The sequence below is a fragment of the Streptomyces sp. SAS_281 genome, assembly GCF_052542855.1.
The window spans coordinates 113,243-136,742 of record NZ_JBMNDO010000002.1; the positions used below are offsets into that span (position 1 = coordinate 113,243).

General features: G+C 71.4%; 26 protein-coding genes. 20 read left to right on the plus strand and 6 right to left on the minus strand.

The window, feature by feature from the left end; translation table 11 throughout:
* Positions 1 to 98: 98 nt before the first annotated feature.
* Both ACN6LM_RS01760 and ACN6LM_RS01765 read right to left on the minus strand, forming a co-directional pair.
* Positions 99 to 413: an SH3 domain-containing protein gene (locus ACN6LM_RS01760; RefSeq protein WP_445063522.1), complete on the minus strand. Its 315-nt coding sequence runs from the start codon at positions 411 to 413 to the stop codon at positions 99 to 101.
* Positions 414 to 595: 182 nt separating this feature from the next.
* Positions 596 to 1,345, minus strand: coding sequence for a hypothetical protein (locus ACN6LM_RS01765; protein ID WP_445063469.1), 750 nt, complete (start codon positions 1,343 to 1,345; stop codon positions 596 to 598).
* 481 nt (positions 1,346 to 1,826) lie between these two features.
* On the opposite strand from ACN6LM_RS01765, the gene ACN6LM_RS01770 reads away from it, so the two are divergent.
* Both ACN6LM_RS01770 and ACN6LM_RS01775 read left to right on the plus strand, forming a co-directional pair.
* Complete coding sequence (locus tag ACN6LM_RS01770; protein WP_445063470.1) at positions 1,827 to 2,090, plus strand: hypothetical protein; 264 nt, start codon at positions 1,827 to 1,829, stop codon at positions 2,088 to 2,090.
* The gene (locus ACN6LM_RS01775; RefSeq protein WP_445063471.1) at positions 2,087 to 2,722 is read left to right on the plus strand and encodes a hypothetical protein; all 636 of its coding nucleotides are present in this window, start codon (positions 2,087 to 2,089) and stop codon (positions 2,720 to 2,722) included. The genes ACN6LM_RS01770 and ACN6LM_RS01775 overlap by 4 nt, the downstream gene beginning before the upstream one ends.
* Positions 2,723 to 2,866: 144 nt before the next feature.
* Here ACN6LM_RS01775 and ACN6LM_RS01780 read toward each other — a convergent pair whose 3' ends face one another.
* The 4 genes from ACN6LM_RS01780 to ACN6LM_RS01795 form a co-directional block, all read right to left on the minus strand.
* Positions 2,867 to 3,238: a hypothetical protein gene (locus ACN6LM_RS01780; RefSeq protein ID WP_445063472.1), complete on the minus strand. Its 372-nt coding sequence runs from the start codon at positions 3,236 to 3,238 to the stop codon at positions 2,867 to 2,869.
* A 112-nt stretch (positions 3,239 to 3,350) separates the two neighbouring features.
* Positions 3,351 to 3,830, minus strand: coding sequence for a hypothetical protein (locus ACN6LM_RS01785; RefSeq protein ID WP_445063473.1), 480 nt, complete (start codon positions 3,828 to 3,830; stop codon positions 3,351 to 3,353).
* Positions 3,827 to 4,378 (minus strand): DUF4913 domain-containing protein, encoded by a 552-nt coding sequence (locus ACN6LM_RS01790; protein WP_381062644.1) that lies wholly within the window; start codon positions 4,376 to 4,378, stop codon positions 3,827 to 3,829. The genes ACN6LM_RS01785 and ACN6LM_RS01790 overlap by 4 nt, the downstream gene beginning before the upstream one ends.
* Positions 4,379 to 4,597: 219 nt before the next feature.
* Entirely contained in the window at positions 4,598 to 5,353 is a 756-nt protein-coding gene (locus ACN6LM_RS01795) for a DNA-methyltransferase (protein ID WP_445063474.1), read from the minus strand.
* A gap of 514 nt (positions 5,354 to 5,867) precedes the next feature.
* Between ACN6LM_RS01795 and ACN6LM_RS01800 the strand changes: the two genes are divergently transcribed.
* From ACN6LM_RS01800 to ACN6LM_RS01885, 18 genes are all read left to right on the plus strand, one after another.
* Positions 5,868 to 6,980 carry a C40 family peptidase gene (locus tag ACN6LM_RS01800; RefSeq protein ID WP_445063475.1) on the plus strand — a complete coding sequence of 371 codons (1,113 nt, stop codon included), beginning with the start codon at positions 5,868 to 5,870 and terminating at the stop codon, positions 6,978 to 6,980.
* Positions 6,981 to 7,079: 99 nt separating this feature from the next.
* Positions 7,080 to 7,394: a DUF6112 family protein gene (locus ACN6LM_RS01805; RefSeq protein ID WP_352028813.1), complete on the plus strand. Its 315-nt coding sequence runs from the start codon at positions 7,080 to 7,082 to the stop codon at positions 7,392 to 7,394.
* Positions 7,394 to 8,086, plus strand: coding sequence for a hypothetical protein (locus ACN6LM_RS01810; protein ID WP_445063476.1), 693 nt, complete (start codon positions 7,394 to 7,396; stop codon positions 8,084 to 8,086). The genes ACN6LM_RS01805 and ACN6LM_RS01810 overlap by 1 nt, the downstream gene beginning before the upstream one ends.
* A gap of 36 nt (positions 8,087 to 8,122) precedes the next feature.
* The gene (locus ACN6LM_RS01815) at positions 8,123 to 9,502 is read left to right on the plus strand and encodes an SCO6881 family protein (protein ID WP_445063477.1); all 1,380 of its coding nucleotides are present in this window, start codon (positions 8,123 to 8,125) and stop codon (positions 9,500 to 9,502) included.
* 81 nt (positions 9,503 to 9,583) lie between these two features.
* A complete protein-coding gene (locus ACN6LM_RS01820; protein ID WP_445063478.1) occupies positions 9,584 to 11,056 on the plus strand; it encodes an SCO6880 family protein in 1,473 nt (490 codons plus the stop codon).
* A 94-nt stretch (positions 11,057 to 11,150) separates the two neighbouring features.
* Positions 11,151 to 11,612: a DUF6238 family protein gene (locus tag ACN6LM_RS01825; protein WP_445063479.1), complete on the plus strand. Its 462-nt coding sequence runs from the start codon at positions 11,151 to 11,153 to the stop codon at positions 11,610 to 11,612.
* A gap of 28 nt (positions 11,613 to 11,640) precedes the next feature.
* Positions 11,641 to 13,155, plus strand: a complete 1,515-nt coding sequence (locus tag ACN6LM_RS01830) for a VirB4 family type IV secretion system protein (protein WP_445063480.1) — start codon at positions 11,641 to 11,643, stop codon at positions 13,153 to 13,155.
* Positions 13,156 to 13,175: 20 nt separating this feature from the next.
* Positions 13,176 to 13,724, plus strand: a complete 549-nt coding sequence (locus ACN6LM_RS01835) for a hypothetical protein (protein WP_445063481.1) — start codon at positions 13,176 to 13,178, stop codon at positions 13,722 to 13,724.
* A gap of 33 nt (positions 13,725 to 13,757) precedes the next feature.
* Positions 13,758 to 14,327, plus strand: coding sequence for a hypothetical protein (locus ACN6LM_RS01840; protein WP_445063482.1), 570 nt, complete (start codon positions 13,758 to 13,760; stop codon positions 14,325 to 14,327).
* A 150-nt stretch (positions 14,328 to 14,477) separates the two neighbouring features.
* Positions 14,478 to 15,386 (plus strand): hypothetical protein, encoded by a 909-nt coding sequence (locus ACN6LM_RS01845; RefSeq protein ID WP_445063483.1) that lies wholly within the window; start codon positions 14,478 to 14,480, stop codon positions 15,384 to 15,386.
* Positions 15,387 to 15,744: 358 nt separating this feature from the next.
* The gene (locus ACN6LM_RS01850; protein WP_445063532.1) at positions 15,745 to 15,969 is read left to right on the plus strand and encodes a hypothetical protein; all 225 of its coding nucleotides are present in this window, start codon (positions 15,745 to 15,747) and stop codon (positions 15,967 to 15,969) included.
* Positions 15,970 to 16,019: 50 nt separating this feature from the next.
* Entirely contained in the window at positions 16,020 to 16,760 is a 741-nt protein-coding gene (locus tag ACN6LM_RS01855; protein WP_445063523.1) for a glycosyltransferase family 2 protein, read from the plus strand.
* Between the two features lie 322 nt (positions 16,761 to 17,082).
* Positions 17,083 to 17,529 carry a hypothetical protein gene (locus ACN6LM_RS01860; protein ID WP_445063484.1) on the plus strand — a complete coding sequence of 149 codons (447 nt, stop codon included), beginning with the start codon at positions 17,083 to 17,085 and terminating at the stop codon, positions 17,527 to 17,529.
* Positions 17,526 to 18,680: a hypothetical protein gene (locus ACN6LM_RS01865; RefSeq protein WP_445063485.1), complete on the plus strand. Its 1,155-nt coding sequence runs from the start codon at positions 17,526 to 17,528 to the stop codon at positions 18,678 to 18,680. The genes ACN6LM_RS01860 and ACN6LM_RS01865 overlap by 4 nt, the downstream gene beginning before the upstream one ends.
* Before the next feature lie 30 nt (positions 18,681 to 18,710).
* Positions 18,711 to 19,982, plus strand: coding sequence for an MFS transporter (locus ACN6LM_RS01870; RefSeq protein WP_445063486.1), 1,272 nt, complete (start codon positions 18,711 to 18,713; stop codon positions 19,980 to 19,982).
* A gap of 87 nt (positions 19,983 to 20,069) precedes the next feature.
* Positions 20,070 to 20,291: a hypothetical protein gene (locus tag ACN6LM_RS01875; protein ID WP_445063524.1), complete on the plus strand. Its 222-nt coding sequence runs from the start codon at positions 20,070 to 20,072 to the stop codon at positions 20,289 to 20,291.
* Between the two features lie 179 nt (positions 20,292 to 20,470).
* The gene (locus tag ACN6LM_RS01880; protein ID WP_445063525.1) at positions 20,471 to 21,613 is read left to right on the plus strand and encodes an AAA family ATPase; all 1,143 of its coding nucleotides are present in this window, start codon (positions 20,471 to 20,473) and stop codon (positions 21,611 to 21,613) included.
* A complete protein-coding gene (locus ACN6LM_RS01885) occupies positions 21,610 to 23,409 on the plus strand; it encodes a hypothetical protein (RefSeq protein ID WP_445063487.1) in 1,800 nt (599 codons plus the stop codon). The genes ACN6LM_RS01880 and ACN6LM_RS01885 overlap by 4 nt, the downstream gene beginning before the upstream one ends.
* Positions 23,410 to 23,500: the final 91 nt, after the last annotated feature.

A 23,500-nucleotide genomic window follows, 5' to 3' on the forward strand; every position in this document is an offset into this window, starting at 1 on the left:
GTTTCCTTTCCGGAAGGCGATACCGGAGGGGAAGGTGGGGAGTTCGCGGGCGTCCCGGTAGCTCAGCCGGTGGGACGGGAAGGTCGCGGGTGCGGCTCTCAGTCGAGGCACATGCGGACGTCGCGATAGACGTACGTGCCGGAGACCCAGCCCTTGACGCCCGTGGTCCTGTTCGTGATGTAGAGCCAGTTACCGCTCTTCTTGTGCACGGTGAACTTGTGACTGCGGTAGAGGATGCCGAGGGCAGTGGAATTCGAGGTGGCCTTCGACCGGATGGTGACGGCCGCGGTGTGCACCTCGTACGGCAGCGGCGGCAGGTCGTAACAGCTGCTCGCGAGGGCCGTGGGCGCGGCGGCGGGTGCCGCGCTGGCGGTGGTGGCGGACAGCACCGGCAGCGTGATGGCGCCGAGCATCGCCGCGGTGATGGCAATTCGGGTGGAGCGCATGCGGAAGAGACCTCCGGAAAGGCATAGGGATGGCGTGGGTGGCCGCTGCGGGCGTCGTCCCGGCGGCTGCAATAAGAGTCCGGAGAATCGCCGGTTTGGCTAACCGGCGATCGTCGGCTATGTTTCGCCGCTCTCGTCGGCGGTGGTGCTCAGCGCGAGCGGCCGGGAGGGTGTGGGGCAGGGGCCTTGGGCAAGCCGGACGGGCGGGTGGCTGCGGCTGCCGGGCGGACCGGCGGGAGGGGCGCGGCCTCGCCGTCGAGCCGGCTGTAACACCAGCGCAGTGCCTCGGCCCTGGTGGCGAAGCCGCCCTCGCGCAGGGTGTGGGTCCATGCGTCGGTGTCGACCTCTTCGACCAGGACGCGGAACGGGCTGGGGGCCCGCTCGTCCAGAGCGCGCAGCGCGACGACGGTGAGCATGTCGTCCGGGTCGTCGGGGGTGTAGGAGTAGCCCATGGCGTAGTGGTCGCCGTCGCCGGCGAGACGGCGTTCCAGTGCGCGCGTCGTCTCGTCCGCTGCCGGTGGCCCCAGCTCGGGGTTGAGTCCGATGGCTTCGAGTGGGCAGCCACGGTGGATGAGCCAGGACTGCGCCATCGCGGGCAGCGGCAGCCGTTCCCCCTCGAAGGTGAACGTCCGCTTCTCCCGGTCCCGTTGCAGGTGCAGGGCCATCAGCTGCGGCATACCGGGGATTCCCCAGGTGACGGAGCCGTCGAACAACACGTAGTAGCTGTGCACGCCATCGGCGGAGTGGTGCTCGGCGAGCGGGGTGAGCATGTCCCGGCCGACGCCGACCTGGCGATCGAAGTCGAGGAGGACCTCTTCGTCGGCGTCGACGTCGTCCAGGTCGAAATCAACGACGGGGATGGACTTCCGGGCGGGCGCCGGTTCAGTGGAGGACAACAAGAGCCTTTCGGTGGGATCAGCGCCGCCGAGCCGGGGTGGACGGCCATGCCCCAGGCCGGGCCGGGGGCTTCGGCACCTGCGTGGTGGTGGGCGCCCGGCGGGCGGCGAACAGCGCGGCGCGGTCGGCGTCGGTCGGCGACCCCCGTACGAGCGCCGTGCAGGGCCACCTCTCCGTGCACCGCACCCGCCCTCCGTGAACCGGTGGTGACGTGGCTGAAGTCCAAACTTGGGACGTGCTTCGCGTGGCGACAAGGAGAAGGGACTCGGTCGGCCGGGGGGTGATGGATCGCACGTTTCAAACGCGCACTCCCGCGACGGCCACCGCAGTACGGTATCCCTCCGTTCATACGAACAAAGGGGGTCAACTGCCGTGAGTCTTCCGGATTTTGCTGTTGAGGTTCTCAACGGAACAGCCATCACGCTTGCGTCGGGAGCCGTCGCTTATGGGGTGGCGAAGATCGTCGCTCCAGTACGCTCGATCATGAGTCACGCAACGGCTGCCGAGCAGGACGCCGTCATCGCCGTGCTCGACGACCAGGTGGCTACGCCGGAGGAGCTAGCGGCCCGCGTGAGGCCGCTACTTGAAGCGCACCTGGCCGCGTACCCAGCCGCCGTCAACGAATTCAAGGCTCTGACCATCGCCGGGCCCACCACCTACAACCAGACCAACAGCGGCAACGGCGTCTTCCTCAACGGCGACAACCACGGCGGCCTCACGATCAACCACAACGGACCCGCCGCGTGACCGAGCAGTCCCCCAGGAAGCCGAAGAAGACCGTCAACCAGACGAACAACGGGCCCGGCACCTTCGTGAACGGGAACGTCTTCGGCAACATCCTCAACATTTTCGCCACGTCCCACCGGCAACGCCCCTCAAGGCCAGCGCCGGACGACAGGGACCTCATCCCGGATGACGACTACGACGAAGTCGGCTTCGGGCTGCTCGTCTCCGCGTTCCTGGCCGCCGTCTTCGCCGTCGGGTTCGTCCGCGTCGTGATCCAGGGCGAGCCCATCGGCGGCGACCACGGCGGCGGGTGGTGGGAACGGGCCGCAGAAGGGTTCTTCGTCGTGGCCATGTTCTTCGCGGCGGTCGCAGCGTGTCTGGCGCGGGCCGCGCAGGGGCTCGAGCTGTGGGCCGGCCGCTGTGCCGACCTCGCGGTGGAGACCCATGCTCGCGTGTTCGCATACCCGCCCGCAGGAATGGCTCGGCTGCTGGCGACGGCGTGCTCCGCGACGGCGTCCATGGCCGCTTTCGTCGCCATGTTCTTCGGGTGGAGCACGTTCGGCGCCACCATCCAGGAACGCGCCCACACCGCCCGCGACAACGCGGCCGTAAACGCCGCTCGGGCGCGGGCGGCAGCACGGGGGAACGCGTAGCGTCGGCGGCGGCCGTCTCCGCCTCTGGAGGTCTCCGTGGTTCTGCCTCCCCGTCGCCGTGCCGGTCGCCCGCCCCGGGGTGTTCGGCGTCGCCGTCCTCGACGCTGCACCTCGTCGTACGGAATACGAATCTCGGCGGCGAGGTCACGGACGGCGGACTGGTCCACAAATGCTCGTAGAGCCTGGCTCCGCCAGCGACGGCACGTAGTGCCGCCCGTCGTCAGTCGAGAGCGTTCCTTCCCCACAGACCGATGCGGCGGCGGCCCCGATGGATTCCAGGGCCGCGAGCACCTTGCGGGCGGCGGCGTCACGTTCCTCGGCGGCCTCCTCCATCTGGTCCACGGCACGGTCGACGCGCTCGAACCAGGCGGTGTCGACGGGGAACTCGCCGCTGGAGAGGCGGTTGAGGAGCTTGAGGTAGAACGTGACGCTGGTCTGGGCCCTGACCAGCTCGCGATGCCGGTCGACCAGACAGCGTGCGGTTCGTCGAGGACACCGCGGTCGCGAAGGGCCCACAGCGTGTCACGTCATGGCCGGTGAAGGCTTCGATGCGGTGGTCGAGCGGAGAAACCGCACGCCGGCCTGCCGCCGGCGCGGGTTCAGGGGGCATAGGCGACGCTCCACGGGTTCAGCGGGTGTGATGGTGCGCGGGGTTCTGCGCAGGGCGGGGCAGGCCCGGGACGCCGGAGAGCGGCGGACCGGGACGGGGGACGGGAGCGCGGGTGGTGAGCTGCGGGGAGCGGGAGCGTGCCGCGTGGGTGCGGGCGCTCAAGGGCCGGCGCGTCATCCCCAGGCGGCGGCCGACCTCGTCGTATACGTCGTTGCCCGCGCGCGGTCGGACCGCGACGACGTGGATCTCCCGCTGATGTGTGGACTCCGCGGGCGCGGGGCGGAGCCCGTAGACGACGCGCCAGTCCTTGCGTGCGTCCACGAACAGCTTGCGGTAGCCCTCCAGGTCTCCGGTGAGGCGCAGCCCGAAGCGCTCGGCGTTCACGACTTCCTGCAGGTAAGCGAGGGTGAGATCGCGGATATCGCCGGGCGCCTGCAGGAGGTCGGTCAGAGCACGGGGGTCGAAGCTCAGGCCGAAAGCCGGCTGTCCCGCACTCATGACGTCGGCTCGTCCGGCTCCGCGGAACCGGCGGGCTGCGCTGCGCTGGCCGTTTCCGTACGGGCAGACGGCGGCGGGCCGGGCAGCAGGCGGTGCGCGGGCCGGTCGGGAGAGGTCATGCAGGCCGACAGCGGGCCGCCGGGCGCGCGGATCGCCGCGATGGCGTGGGTGAGGAAATCACGGTGCCACACGAACATCCCGGCCAGGCCGGCGTCGGGCTCCTTGTGCTGCTGGTAGGCGAGCCACAGGGCATGCAGCCAGGCCACGACATCGTCGTGCTCCTGCCACTGCAGGCACCAGGGCGCCGCGGTGGTGACCTCCGCCCCGTAGACGGGGAGGAAGAAGTCGTCCACCCAGTCCGACAGGGCGTCCAACTCGTCCTCGCGCTCCTCCCCGTCCAGTTCCAGAATCGGGCGGGGCTCCGACGGCACGGCGGGAGGCCGCCCGCCGAACCCGGGCATGCCGAACGCGGCGAACGGCGATCGGTCCGGGGCCGGAGCAGAGGAGAGGTGGTCGAGCTGTCGGGCCTGCTGCGCCGACTGCTCCATGAGCCGCCGGACGCTCGCCTCGATTCCCTCCAGCTGCGGATCCGGAATGCGAACCGGCTCCAGCGTCCCGCCGTCCGCGGGCTCTGTGGATTCGGGCATGAGAAGTACGGCCTCCTATGAGACACGGATGGCGGCACACAGACCGGCCGGCAAACGACGAGCACGCTCCGGCGTGAAACCGCAAGAGACTGGAAAAGAAACCCGATTGCCGCCGACGCTCTAGACGGCGAGAACCACGTCGTCCTGCGTCAGGGTCTCGCGGACCGTCTCGGTGAGCCGGTCGGCCGCGATCGACGCATAGTGCGCGGTCTTTTCCACCCCGATGAAGTCGCGGCCTTCCAGCAGGGCGGCGACGCCGGTGGAGCCGGAGCCGGCACAGAAGTCGAGCACCGTGCCGCCCGGCGGGGCGATCTTGACCAGTTCGCGCATCACCTCGACGGGCTTCTGGGTGATGTGCTGGCGCTTCGCTCCCGAGGGCTGCGAGGCGCTGTACATGCCCGGCAGGTAGACAGGGTTCCGGGAGCCGTCGATCGCCCCCTTTGACGCCCAGACGATGAATTCACAGTTCTGCGTGAACCGGCCCTTCTGCGGCCTGGCCTGCGGCTTGTGCCAGGCGAGCACCCCGCGCCACAGCCAGCCAGCCGCCTGGATCGCGTCCGTGGTGACGGGGAGCTGGCGCCAGTCGGTGAACAGCAGAGCGGTGCCGCCCTCCTTCGTCAGGCGGTGGGATTCGGTCATGATCTGCGTCAGCCAGAAGCCGTACGACCGCTGGTCCATGTTCTCGCCGGTGAAGTCCGGCAGGGCGTGCTGGGCGTCGGCGGAGGTGTACTTCGCCTTGGCGGAGCGGGTGGTGCGCTCCTTCGCGGTCCTCCCGCCGCTGTTGTACGGCGGGTCGGTGATGACGGAGTCGACGCAGTCGCCCGGCAGACCGGCAAGGACGCTGAGGGCATCACCGTGGTGCAGGGAAAAAGGCAAAGAGGAACCCCAATTCGGGTGTGGAAGCACGGAGGGAACTGCCCGTCGCGCGAAAGGAGTCCTCGCGGGCCGAAGGTGGGCATGCAGAAGCCCAGGGCCGCAGACCGAGGAGGGCGAGGGGAGTCCAAAAACTGTAGAGGCGAAAGCGCCGACGACCAAGAAGTGCATGGCTGAGGTGCCGGATTTCGGTACCCCCCGTTCCGCTTTTTGGTCAGCCGCCAATTCGCGCCTACTGTTTTTGAACCGCCCGGCGCACACCAACGCTGGCTCCTCCCCTGCCCTTCCTCACGGAGGTTCCCCCTGCCCCGGCACACCTAGCTCACGGCCCGGCCGCATGGAGCGAGCGGCAACTCGCCCGCGCCGGCCCGTACCGATCGCCCACCCCGGCTGCCGCGCCCTTCCGACACGCCTCGCGCACGCGGCACGCCGAACACCGCACCCCGAAGGACATGTCCATGACGTCTCGCTACCCGCCCCTGCCCGAAACCGCTGACCCGCGAGCCATCAGCACCGGTTGAAGGCGCTCGCCGCCGGTATCGGCGCCGTCTTCCTCTCCCCGCTCCTGATCGCCGGCACCGGCATGACGCTGGCCGCCTCCGCCGAAGCCGTGCAGACCACCGGCTCCGTCAGCAACTGCCTGACGGACATCGACGCCGGCAAGGTCGCCGACCAGGTCACCAAGATCCTCGACGGGGCGTCCGGCAAGGATGTCCACGTCGAGGGCCTGGACCTGCCGACCGAGCAGATCCCCCACGCCCAGACGATCGTGGCCACCGGCATCAGCCTCGACGTCCCGAAGAAGGGGCAGATCATCGCCCTCGCCACGGCGATGCAGGAGTCGCGGCTGCGCAACCTCAACTACGGGGACCGCGATTCGCTCGGCCTGTTCCAACAGCGCCCTTCGCAGGGCTGGGGCACCGCCCAGCAGATCCGTGACCCGGTCTACGCGAGCGAGCGCTTCTACAAGGCTCTTCTCGCCGTGGACGGCTGGCAGCAGATGACCGTCACCCAGGCAGCCCAAGCCGTCCAGAAGTCCGGCTTCCCGGACGCGTACGCGCAGTGGGAGCCGTTGGCGACCGCCCTGCAAAAGGCCATCGCCGCCACCTTCCCCGGTAACTCGGACGGTGCCGGCGAGGAGACCGGTGACACCGCCTCCTCGAGCTGCAGCACGCAGGACGGGTCCCAGTACGGGCCGATCCCCGAGGGTGCCGTCCCGAAGGGCTACTCGATCCCGAAGGACGCCGACCCGCGCGCCCGAACGGCGATCGACTGGGCGATGCACCAGCTCGGCACGATGTACCAGTGGGGCGGCACGTGCACGGCCGCACACGGCCCTGATCCGATGGGCCGCTGCGACTGCTCCAGCCTGATGCAGCAGGCGTACGCCAAGGCCGGCATCCAGCTCACTCGCACCACGTACACGCAGGTCAACGAGGGCAAGGCCGTCTCCGTCAAGGCGCTCAAGCCCGGCGACCTGATTTTCAGCCGCGGTACCGCGGCCCGTCCGGAACACGTCGGCATGTACATGGGCGAGGGGCTCGTGATCGAGGCCCCCCGCACCGGCAAGCCCGTCCGGATCACGCCGCTAAAGGACTGGGACGTCCTCGCCGCCCGCCGCGTCCTCTGACGCCGGCCCCTTCCCGCGCCGCTCGCGCGGCCCTCCCCTTCTTCTTCACCTCCGCCCGGGCCCGCTCGGCCTGCGCACGCAAGGAGCCCCGCCACACCCATGCCCCTCCCCCTCGCAGACCACCTCATCCAGCTCGCCTTCGACCCTGGGATCTCGCCCAAGGGCGGCGGCCTGCCCGGACTCGCCGTGCTGAAGAACGTCGTCAACTCGATCAACATGTTCGGAATCATCGCCGTCGTCGGTGCCCTCGCCGTCTCGCTCGGCGTGTGGGCCTGGGGCCACCACACCGGTGGCCACCAGGCCGAGGCCAACGGCAAGAAGGGCGCGGTCGTTGCGGCCGGCGCCGCCCTCGGCCTCGGCGCCGCCAACGGGATCGTGAGCTTCTTCTCGGCCCTCGGGTCACAGGTCCAGTGATGCAGAAACGACTCTCCGTCTTGTCGTCGTCCTCGTACGGCGCCGGCTGGTCCGCCAACCGGCGCATCGCGATCGTCGCCGCCGTCGTCGCCGTCCTGCTGGCTGTCGCCACGGTCGTCGCCTGGCTGTCCGGCGGCAACAACGGCCACCAGGCCCCGGACACCGCCGCTGCGGCCCCGGCGCCGAGCACGTCCTCCTCCGAGGCCGCCCCGAAGCCTGCGGCCGGATCCGGGTCCGTTCCCCATCCTCCGCGGATCGCCGAGCCGGTCGCCTACGCCAAGGCCGCGGCCCAGATGCTGTGGTCCTACGACACCCGCACCACCAGCCGCGACCAGCAACTCGCCGGGATGCGGGCGTGGATGACCAGCGAGACCAAGTACGCCGACTGGGCCTCCGTCGTCGGGCAGGTGCCCGATCCGGTGCTGTGGTCGCGGATGGCCGACCAGGACCAGCACGCCACCGGAGCGGCCCTCGAAGGCCACTACCCCGGCGCGTTCAAGCAGGCCCTGACCGAGGACCCCTCCGCGATCACGAAGGCGTACATCTACGTCGTCACCGTCAACGGCAAGCAGCAGATCGCCTGGAAGCAGGGCGGCGCCGGCGCCGAGCAGCGTGCCGTGACCCTCGCCGTGCAGTGCCGCCCCAGCCACGACTGCTCTCTCGCCGCCATCGCTCCGAACGTCACGCAGTGACCCGCGCCTGACACCAGAAAGGAGGAGTAACTCCTCGTGGGCTTCTGTGACTTCCCCCTGGCGGACAAACTGTGCGCCGTCGGCGACGCAGTGGACTTCGCCTCCAACCCCGGCAAGGCCATCGGCGACTGGATGGCGAAGTCGGCAGGCGAGCTGGCCGCCGCGGCTGCCGACCTGGCCGCCGAGGCCGTCAACACCACCACCAAGGTGGACCTGAACGCCGGATGGTTCCGCGACAACTACGAGACGCTGCTGCCGCTGGGCCTGGTCCTGCTGGTCGCGACGTTCTGCGCACAACTGGTCCGGGCCGCCGTCCGCCGCGACGGACAAGCCCTGACCCAGGCGTTCACCGGCACCATGGGCGGCGTCCTGTTCGCCTTCTGCACCATCGCCTTCACCACGGTCGCTGTCGAAGTGGTCGACGCGATCTCCGACGGCCTGTTCAAGACCGCGCAGCTGGACATCGCCTCAGCTGTGCGCCGCATCGTGAAGGTCAACCAGATCGGCGCCCTCGCAGGACTGGGCTGGCTCGTACCGGTCGTCGCCGGCCTCGGTGCCGCGATCGGCGCGATCCTCTACTGGTGCGTGATGATGGTCCGCAAGGTGGGCATCCTGGTCATGGTCACCCTGGCGATCTTCGCGTCCGCCGGAGGCGGCTGGGAGGTCGCTCGGCGCTGGCGCCGGGGCTGGATCGAGGCCACCGCCACCCTCGTGGTCAGCAAGCTGCTGATGACCGTGATCTTCGTGCTCGGCATCGCCGCCATGGGCCGGACGGAGGCCAAGGACGGTGTGGCCGCTCTCGCCGACGTCATGGCCGGCATCGTCATCATGGTCCTCGTGCTGCTGTGCCCGTACGCCGTTTTCAAGTTCGTGCACTGGGCGGCCGAGGGCACGGACGGCGAGTCCATCCACCGGGCCGGCGGCGCCGGAGCGCAGATCGCCAAGGCACATGCCGAGAAGGCCGCCCGGAAGGCCGCCGCAGCAGCGGCCACCGCCGGAACCGGTGGTGCGGCAGCCGGAGCGAGCGCTGCTCCGCAGGGCCCGTCCGCGGCTGGTGGCGGTGGTTTCCCCGGCGACGTCGCCTCCCACCCGGCCGGTGCAGGTGGAGAAGGCAACGAAGGCTCGCCGAGCGGCGGAACGGGCGTCTCGCCCGGTGGTGATGCCATCAAGTCCGGTCTGGAGAAGGCCGTCCAGCCCGCGCCGACGAGCGTGTCCGCCGACACCAGCGGCCAGGCGGGCGGCAGCCCGGGGCAGGGCGGTTCCGGAACGAACCCCGCGTCCGGCCAGGGCGGCGGATGGCAGTCCACTCCGCCGACCACGACCCCACCGCCGCAAGGCGCATCCCCGTCCTCCGGCTCACAGAACGCCACGTTCAGCGGACCGGCTTCGCCTCCGCAGCCGCCGGCCGGCTTCTGATCCCCAGCCCGACTACCGGGGGCGGGACGTGCACGCCACCTCCCGCCCCCGGGTTCCGCCCGCGTCCCCAGGACCCGTCCCTTGACTGATCTCTCCGTCGCCCCGGTCACGGTGAAGTTCCCGCACCGGTCCCGCCGCGGCATCCTCCTCGGCCTCTCCCTGCCCCAACTGGTCCTCGTCTCCGCCACCCTGGCCCTGCTGCTCATGACCGTGGTCTCCACCGGATTGCTCGGCGCCCTCGCCCTGGCCCCCCTGTGGGCGGCCTCCGGTGCGCTCGTCGCGATCCGCTGGCACGGCCGCTCCCTCATCGACTGGATGCCGATCGTCGCTCGCCACGCGCACCGCCGCCGCACCGGCCAGACTCTCTGGCTCGCCCGTCCCGTCACCCGCCCCCGGCAGGACGGCGTCCTGCACCTGCCCGGCAGCGCCGCCTCCCTCAAGGTGGTCACCCCCGGCGACTCCGCCAACGGCGCCGCAGCCGTACACGACCCCCACCAGCAGACGCTGACCGCCATCGCCCGCGTCACCTCCCGCGCCTTCGCCCTCCTCGATCCCGCTACCCAGAACCACAACGTGGCCAGCTGGGGACGCGCGCTGGCGAGCATCGCCCGCAGCGGGCACATCGCCACCGTGCAGGTCCTGGAACGCACCGTCCCCGACAGCGGCGACACCCTCACCCGCCACTGGACCCAGAACGGACAGCCCCAGGCCCCGGTCGCAGGCCAGATCTACTCCGAGCTGGTCGCCTCCGCCGGCCCCGCCGCCGCCCCGCACGAGACCTACCTCGCCATCTCCCTCGACCTCAAGGCCGCCAAGCGGCTCATCGCTCAGGCCGGCGGAGGCTTGCCCGGAGCGTTCACCGTCATGGAGCAGACCACCGCCTCCATCGCCCAGGCCGCCCGCACCGCCGGCCTCCAGGTCACCGGATGGCTCAGCTCGCGCGAGATCGCCGCCGTCATCCGTACCGCCTACGACCCGAAGGCCCTCGGCGCACTCCAGCAGTGGTCCGAGACCGGCCGCGCCGAGGCCGACCCGGCCGCCGCCGGGCCCGTCGTCCAGGTCGAGGAGTACGACCGGATCGCCACCGACAGCGCACGGCACGCGACGTACTGGGTGGAGAACTGGCCGCGCACCGAGATCGGGGCCGGATTCCTGCACGGGCTGATGTTCACGGCCGGCGTGCGGCGCAGCCTCTCCCTTATATACGTGCCGCAGGGGCTCGAGTCCGCGCTGCGGGACGTCCAGCGGAAGAAGGCCGCGATCATCGCCGACGCCAACGAACGCGCCCGCCGGGGACAGGTCGACAGCGAGGAAGACTCCGTCGAGTACGCCGACGTCAAAACCCGCGAACGCCAGCTCATCGCAGGTCACGCCGACGTGGCGCTCACGGGTCTGATCACCGTCACCGCCGAGACCGACGCCCTCCTGGACGCCGCCTGCGCGCAGATCGAAACCCACGCCGTCACCTCGGGCGTCGACCTGCGCAGGCTCAACTACCAGCAGCCGGACGCCTTCGCCCTCAGCGCGCTCCCGCTCGCCCGGACCGCCCTGTGACCCAGGCCCGCCCCGGTCCTGCTGACCCCCTCCGATCGTCTGCGGCAGAACCCCCGTCGCCACCCCTGCCTTCCGGCAGGAAGGACCACCACCTTTGACCTCCCCCGCCCACCCGGCCGACGCCCACCCCTATCTCCGCGCCGCGACCGCCGGAGTACGCCACCACACCCGCGCGCTGGCACCGTCGGACACGGGCCCTCCCCCGTCGGCGGACCGCCTGCACCTCGATGTGCTCCACGCCCACCTCACCACCGTGCTCCAGCTTCTCGACCGCCTCGCCGAGACCACCCGGCCACCGCATCCGGCAGCCGGCCGTCACCTGGCCGCCGCTCACACCCACCTGTGGCAGGCCGCGAGCGAAGTCCACGCCGCCTTCCACCTGCTGCCCAGCAGCGCGACGGCGGGCACCGAGGCGAGCACGTGCCGTCCGGAGCGGCTGCCCGAGGGACCGCCTGTGCTGACCATCTGCCAGCGCCACCTCGCTGCCGGCCACGTCGTCCGGCGCAAGACCACCCCCACCGACCTCCGCGCGCACACCACGGCCTGCGCGCGATGAGCACGACCCGCAGAAACGAGGGCCTCCGATGAGTCACCGGCCCGCCCGCCGCGCCCGCCGCGCCTCCGCGTCTCCCCTGTTCACCCCCCACGGCACCGACCGGGCCAGCCGAAAGGCCGCTCGCCGGCAGCTCGCCGAAGCCGCCGCCAAGGCCCGCGCGGAAGCCAGCGCCCACCAGGCCGAGACCACATCGGCCGACCACGCCACACCGGCCCCGCTCTACCCTCCGGGCGGACGCCCCGGCCCCGCCTCCGCCCGCCACAACCGGCTCAGACTCCCCGCCCACCGCATGACCACCGCTGTGGCCGCCGGCGCGTATCCGTTCCTCGCCGAAGGCGGCCTCGGCGCGGAAGGCATCTACATCGGGCGCGACGTCCACGCCGAAGCCAGCTTCGTCTTCGACCCGTTCGCGCTGTACGGCAAGGTCGAGGGCTTCACCAACCCGAATCTCCTCCTGGCCGGCGTCATCGGCCAGGGCAAGAGCGCGCTGGCCAAGTCCTTCGCGCTGCGCTCGATCGCCTTCGGATACCGCGTCTACGTCCCGTGTGACCCGAAGGGCGAGTGGACACCGGTGGCTGAAGCCCTCGGCGGACGGTCCGTGGCCCTCGGGCCCGGACTGCCCGGCCGGCTGAACCCGCTCGACGCGGCCCCGCGCCCCGGGGGCGTCGCGGAGGCCGACTGGGTCGGCGAGATCCGCAAACGGCGCCTGCTCCTGCTCGGCTCCCTCGCCCGGACCGTCCTGGGCCGGGACCTGATGCCCATGGAGCACACCGCCCTGGACATCGCGCTGGACGCCGTCGTCAGCCGCGCTGCCGCCACCGGCCGCACCCCGCTCCTGGGTGACGTCGCCGCGACCCTCAACGATCCCCGGACGCTCGACGAGGCCGCCGGGATCATGTCGGGGCAGCTCGGCGACGCCGCCCGAGACCTGGCCCACGCGATGCGGCGCCTGGTCCACGGTGACCTCGCCGGGATGTTCGACGCCCCCTCCACCGTCGCCTTCGACCCGAACGCGCTGATGCTCACCATCGACCTCTCCCGGCTCGGCGGATCCGGCGACGACACGGCCCTCGTCCTGGCGATGACCTGCGCCTCCGCCTGGATGGAGTCCGCCCTCTCCGACCCGAACGGCGGCCGGCGATGGATCGTGTACGACGAGGCATGGCGCCTGATGCGGCACGTCGGCCTGCTGCAGCGAATGCAGGCCCAGTGGAAACTCTCCCGCGGCCTCGGCATCGCCAACCTCCTGGTGATCCACCGCCTGTCCGACCTGCTCACCGCCGGCGACGCCGGATCACAGGGCCGCGCTCTCGCCGAGGGCCTCCTCGCCGACTGCTCCACCCGCATCATCTACCGCCAGGAGAACGACCAGCTCCAGGCCGCGGCCTCCCTGCTCGGCCTCACCTCGGTCGAGATGGACGCCATCGCGCACTTGAACCGCGGCCGGGGCCTGTGGAAGGTCGCCGGACGGTCATTCATCGTTCAACATCTTTTGCACAGTCACGAGCTGGCGCTCTTCGACACCGACGCCCGAATGCACTGAAAGGCCACCAGGACCCTTCCATGCCTGATATCACCCACCCCGTCTACTTCATCCGGCTCGCGCGAAGCATCGACAGGACCCTCAACGACCTCCCCAAAGCCGAGCAACTGCGTCAGGGCGACGACATCAGTCCGGCCATCCAGAGCATGGTCGGCGACATCGCCCACTACGTGATCGAGATCAGCGAAGAGCTGGAAACCAGCAACCGCCACGAAGCCGAGATCCCGTCGGCGTACAGCCACGCCGAACGCTTCGGCACCGCGGCCCTCACCCGGTGTGCGGCCCCTCTCGGCACCGCCCTCGCCCACCTCGGCCAGGTCATCGAGCGGCTCGGCTTCCTCCACGAGAACATCCGGCACTCCTCCAACAAGCGCACCCCCGCGCCGGACAACGTCCGGCATGTCCTCCAAGAGCATCTTGACCACACCGGCACCGCCCTGCGCACGGCCGCCCAGCACCTGCGTGATCACGCCGCGCAGATCTCGCGCGCACCTTCGGTCAGCACCACGACCGCACCGGCCCACCCCGTGGCACCTCCCGCTGCGACAAACCCCCCGCGAGGACGCTGACCAGCGCACATACCCCGCACAGGAGAGAGATCCATGAATCGCGGCATCCAGGGCGAGCTGATACCGCGAGGCGACACCCTCCGCCTGATCAGTTCGCTCGACAGTCTGAAGACCGCATTCCTCGACGCCGCCGAACAGTGGCAGCTACTCGACGACACCGGTGACGTGCCGGCCGAACCGTCGTACACCGAGCTGCTCCAGCATGCCGCCGACGCGCAGGACCTCTCCCGCGACGTCGTCCAGCTGGCGGCCGACTTCGCCCGCAGCCCCCACAGTAGGAACCGCGCCGGCCGCGCTGTCCTCGCCCACCTCGCGACCGCGGCCACGATGTCGAGCCACGCAGCACCGCACTTCGCCGAGACCGCGGAGACCGCCCTCTCCCTCTCCCGAGCCGCAGGCCCGATCACCAGGCGGTACCGAGGGAACTCGATGGTCATAGACCACGCCACGGCGCCCGCCTACCTGCGGCGCACCTCGGAATCGATCGGCGAAGCGGCCAAGGAACTCCACGCTCACCTCGACCTCCACCGCTTCCTGCCCGCGCCCGCGCAACGGGCGGTAGCGGCACCGCTGTCGCCCCCACCAAGCGCACGTCACCGTTGACCCGCGCCGTGAGCACCTGCGCCGACGTCACCTCGTCAAGGAGACCTCTGAACCGCCCCTACAACCCCACCGACGCCGCCTGGACCGCCTGCCGGCCCGAGGGCCACACGCCTTCACCGCGCAGCGCGTCTACTCTCCGCCGGAGGAGCCGTGAACGCTGACGGCGACAACCTCGCAAAAGCCCGTCACACTGGCCGGCTCGCTCCGCTTCCCGATCACCGCCACGTCGGCGCCCCTTGGTGGCAGGAGCTGTGGTCCCGCCACTCACACATCACCACACCCCTGCGCCAGCGCGGGCTGGAATGCGACATCGAGTACGGCCTCAGCGCCTACATCGTGCGCGTCTCGCTCCCCGACGACAGCCACCTGATCATCGGCCCACCGCAGGAGCCCTCGTCCGACCGCCCGCCGGGGGACCCCGAGGGGTGGATCGTGACCCGCGAGCACCCTGACGACCAAGCGCTGATCAAGGTGCTCTACGACTCCGGCACTCCTGATCGGCCCGAAGCCGTGCATGGCGGCAGCGTCCCGCCCCTCATCCATGCGATCGACCTGCGGCTGGCCCAACTCGGACTGCTCAATGCCCCCGACACGAGGGCCGCTATGCCCCCGAGGGTGCTTCGCGGGTACGCCCGCCGGGACGCGGCAGCCTTTCTCGCCGAGCATCCGCTCCCGCAGGAGCCCCTGCCGCTCCCGGTCCTGACGCCATTCCTCTCCGCCCTGGGGGCGGCCGAGACGCCCGCCGAGGTCAGCGCCATCACGCACCACCTGGCCGGGATCACCGCGCCGGTGCTCGACCACATCGCCCGGCACATCGTCGGTGTAGCTCTCTGGCGCGGCCAGGACCACCGGCACACGCCTCAGGCCCAGCGTCTTCTACGGGAAGCGGCCCAGAGCATCCGCACAGCCATGGAGAAGGTGGCCGAGGCCGACCTGGAGAACCTCCGCGCCGAGTACGCCCCCGCCCCCGCGCCACCGTCCGCAGCCCGGAAACCCACGCCACCCCTCCCACCGGCTCCGCCCAGCTCGCCGAGGCCCGGCACCTCCCCCAGCCGCTAACCGCTCCTGGAGCGTTCTCCTTGACCACCGGATCCTTCATCGCCCGCCCCACCGCCACCGGGTACACCGGGGTGTACGTGAGCTTCGACGGCACGCCCGCTTCGAAGCTCCCGCTGCTGGTCACCGCCTTTCAGTACCGCTTCGGCCGTGATCTGGAAGCGATGACCCGGCACCTCGTGGACAACGTCGCCATCGGCTGGGAGGAGCTGGGCAGCGATCTCCTCGACGGAGCACCGCCCGGGATCGTCACCGCCCTTACCGGCGGACAACCCTGGCCCAGCCGAACCCTGGACAACCTGATCACCCGGACGGCTCGCCACCGACCCGCATCACGGTCACCGAGACGACCGTCGCCAACATGGACGTGGAGTGGGGATACGTCCTGCGCCCGTCCGGCGTCGAGGTGTTCCCCACGATGTACGCCACTTCCGGCCCCATCGTCGACTGGGACGCCGACCCTCTCACCGACTTCGGCAACCCCGCCTCCTGGCCCACCGTCACGCCGGCCCGCTCCCCGGCGCCGTCCACAGCCTCCCCCCTTCCCGCAACGCCGGGCACGTCCCGTACGGTCGCCCGTCGCTGACCGCCCCGTCCCACTCCGAACACAGGAGCCCTTCGCTGTCCGTCCCGCAGATCACCGTCGTCATCGCCACCCAGCTCCGCCCCGAGCGACTGCCCTACCTGGAGGAGATGCACGCGAGCCTCGCCCGGCAGACCGCGCCGTGGGAAGCCGTCCTCGTCCTCGACGGGGCCGACCCGCAGCTGCTCCCCAGTTCGGTTGCCGCCGACCCCCGCATCCGGCCCCTCGTACTGCCGCGTCCGGTCGGTGCCGCCTGCGCCCGCAACTTCGGCCTGACCCAAGTCCGCACGGAGTTCGTGAACTGGGCCGATGACGATGACCTCTTCCCCGACTGGAGCCTGGGCCTGCGTCTGGAAGCCTTCACCGACCGGCTCGGGTGGGTCGCGGGATACAGCGAAGACTGGCTCCCGGACGGTACGACTCGCCTGTGGAAGTGCCCCACCCCGCCCGGCTACCACGCGGCCGGCGACGTGATCACCTACTGGCCGCGCCCCGAGGACACCATCCCGATCGGGCCGACCACGATCCTCGCCCGCACCCGCCTCGTACGCGCAGCCGGCGGCATGGGCGGACTCGTCCAGGGCGAGGACTACATGGCGGCCGTCGGCACCTCGAACCTCGCACCCGGAGTTCTGCTCCCGGTCCCCGTGTACCGGTACCGGAAGTGGGGTGGGCAGATGACGGCCCAGCTCGGGTACGACCAGCTGGAGGCGGCGGCCCGCAATCACGCCTGGCAGTACGGCCACAGCCTCCGCTCCGTCCTGGACAGCCGCGCGGATCTGGTCCACGGCTGACACGCGGGACGCCCCGTCGCCCAGGCGGGGCACGGGCGTCGTCGGCATCACCGCAGGCAGCAGCGCCCGGGCGGGGACGGACTTCCTGCCGGACGAAGGCGGCGCCGGCCGCCTGTCGAGGGGCACCGTCGAGCCGCCGCCGTCGCGCTGATCCGCCGTACGGCCCACCGGCAACGAGCCCCTCCGCCATGTCGGCCTGAGCGCGCACCACGGCCACCGGCTCTCGCTGCTCGCACTCCACTGAGCCCCTCGCGCTGCCCGTACTGCGCATGACAGCCGCTGATCAGCTCCACCACCGACCCGTGAGGAGAATCCCGCCCCTTTGCAACCCGGCACCCACTTCGCCTTCGGTACCCACAAGGACTACGGCTTCGTCGCCTCCTTCACCGCCTCCATGCCCACGCACCTCGCCCACTGGTTCCTGGAGCGAGAGCAATTCGAGCCCGTCCCCGGGCAACCGCGGCTGTACCGGCTCGTCGAACCCGAGAACGACGGCCCCCGCCGCACCCGTCAGGTCGTCCACGACCTGCGGCGACAGGGCTACACGGTGCACGCCGACATCGCTCTCGACCCCGCCGCATCGGCCGGCCCGCCGCGCCCGGTCCGCCCCAACGGACCGCAGGAGCGGCGCAGTCGGCTCGCGCAGGCCGCCACCGGCCGAACCACACAGCGCGCCGCGCCACCCACCACCTCCCCGCCGATCCCGCCAAGGCCCACCTACGCGCCCACCGTCCACCTGACGGCCGCAGGCGGCGGGCGATCCCGATGACACCCGGAAGCAAGCTCACCGACGGGGCCCGCAACTTCCGGCTGCGGATGGCGGTCATCGACCGCGAGACCGAGACCGCGCTGGACATGACCCGCGACCGCTACGGACGCACCGTCCACCCAGACGCCGCCGCAGATGTACGTGCCCACCGCGACAGGGCGGCCGTCGAGGCGTACACCACGTACCTTGCGCCGTGCGCCGACGCCCTGCTCGATACTGCCCGCCGTACGCTCGACGAACTGCCGCCCGCCCGGCACCTGGCGGGGTGGCGGACCGTGCTGGACAGCCTGGCCGCCTCCACTGCCGCGATCCGCCGAATGCTCGACCGGCCGACCGCTCCCGCCCCCGCGGGCGAACGCACCCAGTACAAGGCTCTGTGGCCGCACCTCACCGCCTGGGCGGACCACGGCTTCATCGCCAGTCACCTCGCCGACCTCGACCAACGCCAGCAGCACAAGGCCCCGCTGGCCGGCGAAGAGCAGCAGATGTGGACCGAGCTGGCCCGGGCCGCGCAGAGGCGGGGCGAGCTGCAGCTCACCGAGTCCTGGTACGCCGCGGACGGACAGCCGATCACCCTCGCCTACCTGGTCGAGAACGACGACTCGACGGTGGTCGCGCTGAGAGGCGACCCTGACGCACCAGGCTGGCAGGTGATCGGCCACTACGCCCACGAATACGAAGCCGGACAGATCCTGCCCGCCGCAGTTCCGCCCGGTGTACTGCGGGCCGATGTCTCCGAGTTCAACCGGGCCGCGCCCGCGCCCGAGGTGTCGCTGCAGGAACTCATCCGGGACATCGTCGAGGCCCAGCACGCCGGTGACGCGTCCAACGCGCTCCTCAGCGCCACCCAGCGCGGCTACGACGCGGGCCCGATGGTCCGCCTCCAAGAACTCCTGGAAACCGGCTCCCAGTTCGCCGGTGCGCTGGAGACCGTGCAGGGCCGGCAGATCGCCGCCCGGCTCGCTGCGCTCGGCCGCCAGGTCGAGCTCCTCGCCCGCGAAGTCGAGGAGGCGGCCGAGGACCTCGGCGCGACCGTCGCCGTCCTGCCGCCGCACCGCACTCCCGTACCGCGCTTCCGCCCCGGCCCTGCCGTGGACACCGCACCGCCCACGCCGCCACCTCGCACCAGCACGGCCGCCCGCCACCGCTGAGGCGTCGCCTCCCCCGAGAGAAAGCCCTTCTTGTCCCTGACCGCACCCCCGGCCCCGGCACCGCGCATCACCTACGGCGCGGTGCTGGGCAGCCCGTACGTCGCCCGCCTGCTCGGCGGCACCCTCGTCGGCCGCCTCCCCAACGGCATGGCGCCCGTCGCCATCGTCCTGTGGGCCACTACGAGCGGCGGCAGCATCGCCTTCGGCGGGCTGCTCAGCGCCCTGTACGGGCTCGCGTCCGCGCTGGCGCAGCCGGTCAAGGGGCGCCTCATGGACCGCTACGGCCAGACCGCGGTACATCTTCCGTCCGCCCTTCTCAACTCGGCTCTCCTGGTGGCCCTCCCGCTGGCCGGACCGTACGGCGGACCGGGCCTGGCCACAGCCATCGTCGTCGCCGGCGGCCTGACTACGCCTGCTTTGGAGGCAGGGCTCCGGGCGCTGTGGCTGAGCGTGCTGCCCGACTCGCGGCTGCGGCACGCCGCGCTCGCCCTCGACACCGGCACGCAGGGTCTCCTGTACATCGCCGGCCCCCTGCTCGTCGCCGCGCTCGCCGCTTCATACACCCCGCCCGTCGCGCTTGCCGTCACCGCCGCCCTCGGCCTGGTCGGCACCGTCGTGGTCGCCTTCACGCCGCCGTCCCGGCGCTGGCGCCCGACACCGCCCGCACAAACCTCGGCCGGGGTGGCACACCGGTTGGCCAGCCCCGGCCTGGTGCTGCTGTTCGTCTCCCTCACCGGCATCGGGTTCGCGATCGGGGCCATGAACGTGTGGTCGGTCGCCATGGCCGAGCACCACAGGCAGGAGCTGCTCTCCGGAATCCTGCCCGCCGCGTTCTCGACCGGCAGCTTCCTCGGCGGCCTCCTCTACGGACGCCGCCGCTGGAGAAGTACCACCACGGATCGGCTGATCGGCGGCGGAACCTTTTTCCTGGCCGGCTGGCTCCCGCTCGCTGCTCTCCCGGGCCCGTACGCGGCCACCGCCGCGGTCGCCGTGCCCGGTGTGTTCCTGACCGTCGTGGTCGCGTGCGCCTACGTGACCACCGACGCCCTGACCCCCGCCGGTCGCACGAGCGAGGCGTACGCGTGGCTCATCCTGTCGATCGGCGCCGGACAGTCAGCCGGCACCGCCCTGGCCGGGCGCCTCGCCGAGCAGCCCCTTACCACTGCAGCGCTCCCTGCCGCCGGCGCGGCCTTCGCGCTCGTCGTCCTGCTCGCCGCACGCCGTCGCCTCGGCCACGCCGGACACCAGGACCGCCGCGGCCGGCACCGTCGCCCGCCCAGGAGCCGGCACAAGACGCCCTGATCCACGACACCACCCCCAACACCCCACTGTTTTCCCGTCACCACCGATAGGAGATCCGTCTTGTCCGAAGCACCAGCAGAGCCGTTCATGACGATCCGGCACACCATCACCGGCGAGATCACCACCACCGCCTACAACGCCGCCGCCCGGCGGATCCTGCTCCAGGACGGATTCGAAGAGGCGCCAGTCTGCGCCTGCCGAGCGACGGAACTTGGTACGGAGCGGACGCACGGGCCTGCTCGGCAGCCGGCGAACTGCTCGTCGCCGGCCACCCCGTGCACCTGGACCGAGTCCTCGGTCGGCCGGTGAGCGCCGACGGTGCGCCCCGGTTGGCCCGGTCGCCGATGTCGGCACAGTCCGTGATCCGGTCCCAGATCGGCCAGCCTGTCCAGCGCAGCGCCAACCCCACCCGCACCTGTTGAAGGAACCTCGTTTTGACCACACCCGTCACGCCTACGCGCACCAAGGGCGGCGAGCTGCGGGCCAAGGTGGCCCGGCTGCTGGCCGACCGGCCGGCGGACACGCTCACCGTCGGGGAGATGGCCAGGCAGCTGGGCCACTCCCACGGCGCCGTCCGTAACGCCGCCCTCACCCTGGTGCGACGCGGTGAGGCCGACCAAGGCGGAACCGGACAACCGGAGTTCCGCGCGAACGCGAAGACCGCCGCAGCCGCGCAGACCGCTGTGATCAGCCCACCGGGCACCCATTCTCCCCGCGCCCGGGCGGCCACGGCCCGCACGACCATTCTCGCGGCAGCCACGCCCAGGCAGACCGGCCCAATCCGCCGTGCGGGGGGTCAGCTCTACCACCCCCGGGAGCTGGCCGATCTGCCCGACGTCGAGGCGTTGAATCGCTTGCGTGACGCCGACGTGCCGGTGCTGCTCTACGGCCCTCCGGGCACCGGCAAGACGAGTCTGGTCGAGGCGGCGTTCCCGGACCTGCTCACCGTCGCCGGTGACGGCGACACCACGGTCGGCGACTTGATCGGCGAGTACACACAGGACGACGGCGGCAACTACGTCTTCCAGTACGGTCCGCTGGTCACCGCGATGACCGAGGGTCGCGCCCTGCTGATCGACGATGCCACCTTGATCTCGCCGAAGGTCCTGGCGGCGCTGTATCCGGCGATGGACGGGCGCAGGCAGATCCAGGTCAAGGCCCACAAGGGCGAGACCATCAAGGCCGAGCCGGGCTTCTACGTGGTGGCGGGCCACAATCCCGGCGTCCACGGCGCGGTGCTGACGGAGGCGCTCGCGAGCCGGTTCAGCGTGCAGATCCAGGTCGGCACGGACTACGACCTCGCGCTAGCGCTGAGGATCGATGCCCGGGTGGTCCGGGTCGCCCGGCACCTCGCCCGCCAGGTCGAACTGGGCGAGCTGGGCTGGGCCCCCCAGCTGCGAGAGCTGCTCAGCTACCAGAAGACCGAGGCCGTCCTCGGCACCAATGCCGCGCTCGCGAACCTCGTCGGCATCGCTCCTGAGGAGGATCGCGACGCCGTCGCCGCCGCCGTCATCAAGGCCGTCGGCGTCAAGAAGATCGCGCCCCTCACCCTCGGCAAGCAGCTTTCCGCCTCGGCCGTCCGGCAGCCTCCGGGCAGCACGGGCTCCGCGCACCGGGGCCGCTCACGATGAGCGCCCACCGCCACGTCCAGGCCCCCGCCACCACGCCGGACGACGACGCCGACCTCGCGCGCTGGGACGACGACGGTGCCCCGCCCGCGCAGCCCCGTTCCTCCCCGGCCGCGTGGCTGCGCGTGGGAGCCGAACTCGGCGATCGGCTGGTCGCCCTCTCCGGCCGCCAGGACCTCCTCGTCACCTGCCGCCCCGGCACGCGCAGCGGCGCACCGGCCGCGTTCTTCCCGACTCTGGGCGAGGTCGAGCTCGACGCCGGCCTGTTCGCCCCGCTCCAGCCCCACGAGATCCATCCGCGGATCGTGGGCGACGAGGAGCGGTATCCCGCCGCCTGGGGAGTGTTCGTCCACGAGGCCGCGCACGCGGCCCACTCCGTCTGGACGGCGCCTGCCGGAGCGAACCCCCGTGTCGTCGAGGCCGCGCTCCTGCTGGAGGAGAGCCGCGTCGAAGGCGCACACCTGATCACGCGGCCCACGGACCGCACGTACCTGCGCACCAGTGCCCGAACCCTGGTCATGCCCGACCTCGCCCACCCCACCCTCCAGGGCATCGAGCACGCAGCCGCCGTGGCGGCCCTGATCCTCGGCCGCCGTGACGTAGGCATCCTGGACGCCGGCGAGACCCGGGCCGTCGCCGATCTGTGCGAACAGGTGCTGGGTGCAGACCTGCTGGCCACGCTCACCAGCATCTGGACCGCAGCCCACCAGTGCGCCGACCACGACGCCACGACCATGCTCGCGCACGCGAGAGAATGGTGCGACGCTCTGGACACTGCGGCCCCCGCCCTGCCCGTGCCGGAGAACCTCACCGATCTGCTGTCCGGCGCCGTGGGGGTCGTCATGGGCAGTACGGCCGCCACCGACGCCGCCGACCTCGCGGCACAGGACGCAGCGGCCAACGCCGAGGCCGCCCGGTCCAAGGCGCAGGCTCAGGACCGCACCCAGCGGGCCGGCCAGCGGCGCAAAGCCGCCGCCACCGCCAGGTCGGTCTTCAACGCCCGTGGCACCACCGTCACCCCCAATGGCAGACCGGCGCCCCGCAGCAACCCGGTCACCGGCACCCGCAGGCCCACCGCCGCCGAGCAGAGTGCCGCCGCACGCCTGAGCCGCGCCCTGCGTGCCGCCGCCTACCGCGAGCGGACCGAAGAACGGACCACCAGCCCCACCCCGCCCGGCCGCCTCAACATGCGCGCGGCCCTCGCCCGCGACGCCCAGCGCGTGGCCGGATCGGTCCCCACCGCAGAACCGTTCACCCACACCCGCCGCCGGAACTCCCCCACCCCACCGCTGCGCGTGGGTATCGCCGTCGACGTCTCCGGCTCCATGCGTGCCGCCTGCGCGCCCGTCGCGTCCGCTGCCTGGATCGTGGCACGCGCAGCAGCCCTGACCGACCCCGACTCCCGTACCGCCACCATCGCCTATGACAGGCACCTGACCGCACTGACCCGCCCCACCCACCGAGCACCAGAGCGCGTGACGACGTTCGATGCCACCGGCGGCCATCACAACCTCGGCGACGCCATCGACGCACTCGACCACGGCCTCGAACTCAGCCGCCCCGGCGCCGGCCGCCTCCTCGTGATCGTCACCGACGCCCACTACGGCAGCGACGAAACCGCTCAAGCCATCACCCGCGTCAAGCAGCTCACGACCGCCGGCTGCGCCGTACTCCAGCTCACCCTCACCGCAGAGTCCCGCCACTTGCCGGGGACCACCTTGCTGCACCTGCCCCGGCCCTCCAGCGCTCCCGCCGCCATCGCCACGGCGGCCACAGACGCCATCCGCAGGACACGCTGAGACGCCTCAGAAGGCGGAAGCGGCCCCCGAGACCACCGCCGAGCACCCGGACCACCTCCGTCTGCCGCCCGAATCGTGCATCTGATGCACG

Coding starts and splice junctions, on each gene's coding strand:
- ACN6LM_RS01760 (WP_445063522.1), bottom strand. CDS start 413: ATGCTCGGCGCCATCACGCTGCCGGTGCTGTCCGCCACCACCGCCAGC.
- ACN6LM_RS01770 (WP_445063470.1), top strand. CDS start 1,827: ATGAGTCACGCAACGGCTGCCGAGCAGGACGCCGTCATCGCCGTGCTC.
- ACN6LM_RS01785 (WP_445063473.1), bottom strand. CDS start 3,830: ATGAGTGCGGGACAGCCGGCTTTCGGCCTGAGCTTCGACCCCCGTGCT.
- ACN6LM_RS01790 (WP_381062644.1), bottom strand. CDS start 4,378: ATGGAGCAGTCGGCGCAGCAGGCCCGACAGCTCGACCACCTCTCCTCT.
- ACN6LM_RS01805 (WP_352028813.1), top strand. CDS start 7,080: ATGCCCCTCCCCCTCGCAGACCACCTCATCCAGCTCGCCTTCGACCCT.
- ACN6LM_RS01810 (WP_445063476.1), top strand. CDS start 7,394: ATGCAGAAACGACTCTCCGTCTTGTCGTCGTCCTCGTACGGCGCCGGC.
- ACN6LM_RS01830 (WP_445063480.1), top strand. CDS start 11,641: ATGAGTCACCGGCCCGCCCGCCGCGCCCGCCGCGCCTCCGCGTCTCCC.
- ACN6LM_RS01835 (WP_445063481.1), top strand. CDS start 13,176: ATGCCTGATATCACCCACCCCGTCTACTTCATCCGGCTCGCGCGAAGC.
- ACN6LM_RS01840 (WP_445063482.1), top strand. CDS start 13,758: ATGAATCGCGGCATCCAGGGCGAGCTGATACCGCGAGGCGACACCCTC.
- ACN6LM_RS01850 (WP_445063532.1), top strand. CDS start 15,745: ATGGACGTGGAGTGGGGATACGTCCTGCGCCCGTCCGGCGTCGAGGTG.
- ACN6LM_RS01865 (WP_445063485.1), top strand. CDS start 17,526: ATGACACCCGGAAGCAAGCTCACCGACGGGGCCCGCAACTTCCGGCTG.
- ACN6LM_RS01875 (WP_445063524.1), top strand. CDS start 20,070: ATGACGATCCGGCACACCATCACCGGCGAGATCACCACCACCGCCTAC.
- ACN6LM_RS01885 (WP_445063487.1), top strand. CDS start 21,610: ATGAGCGCCCACCGCCACGTCCAGGCCCCCGCCACCACGCCGGACGAC.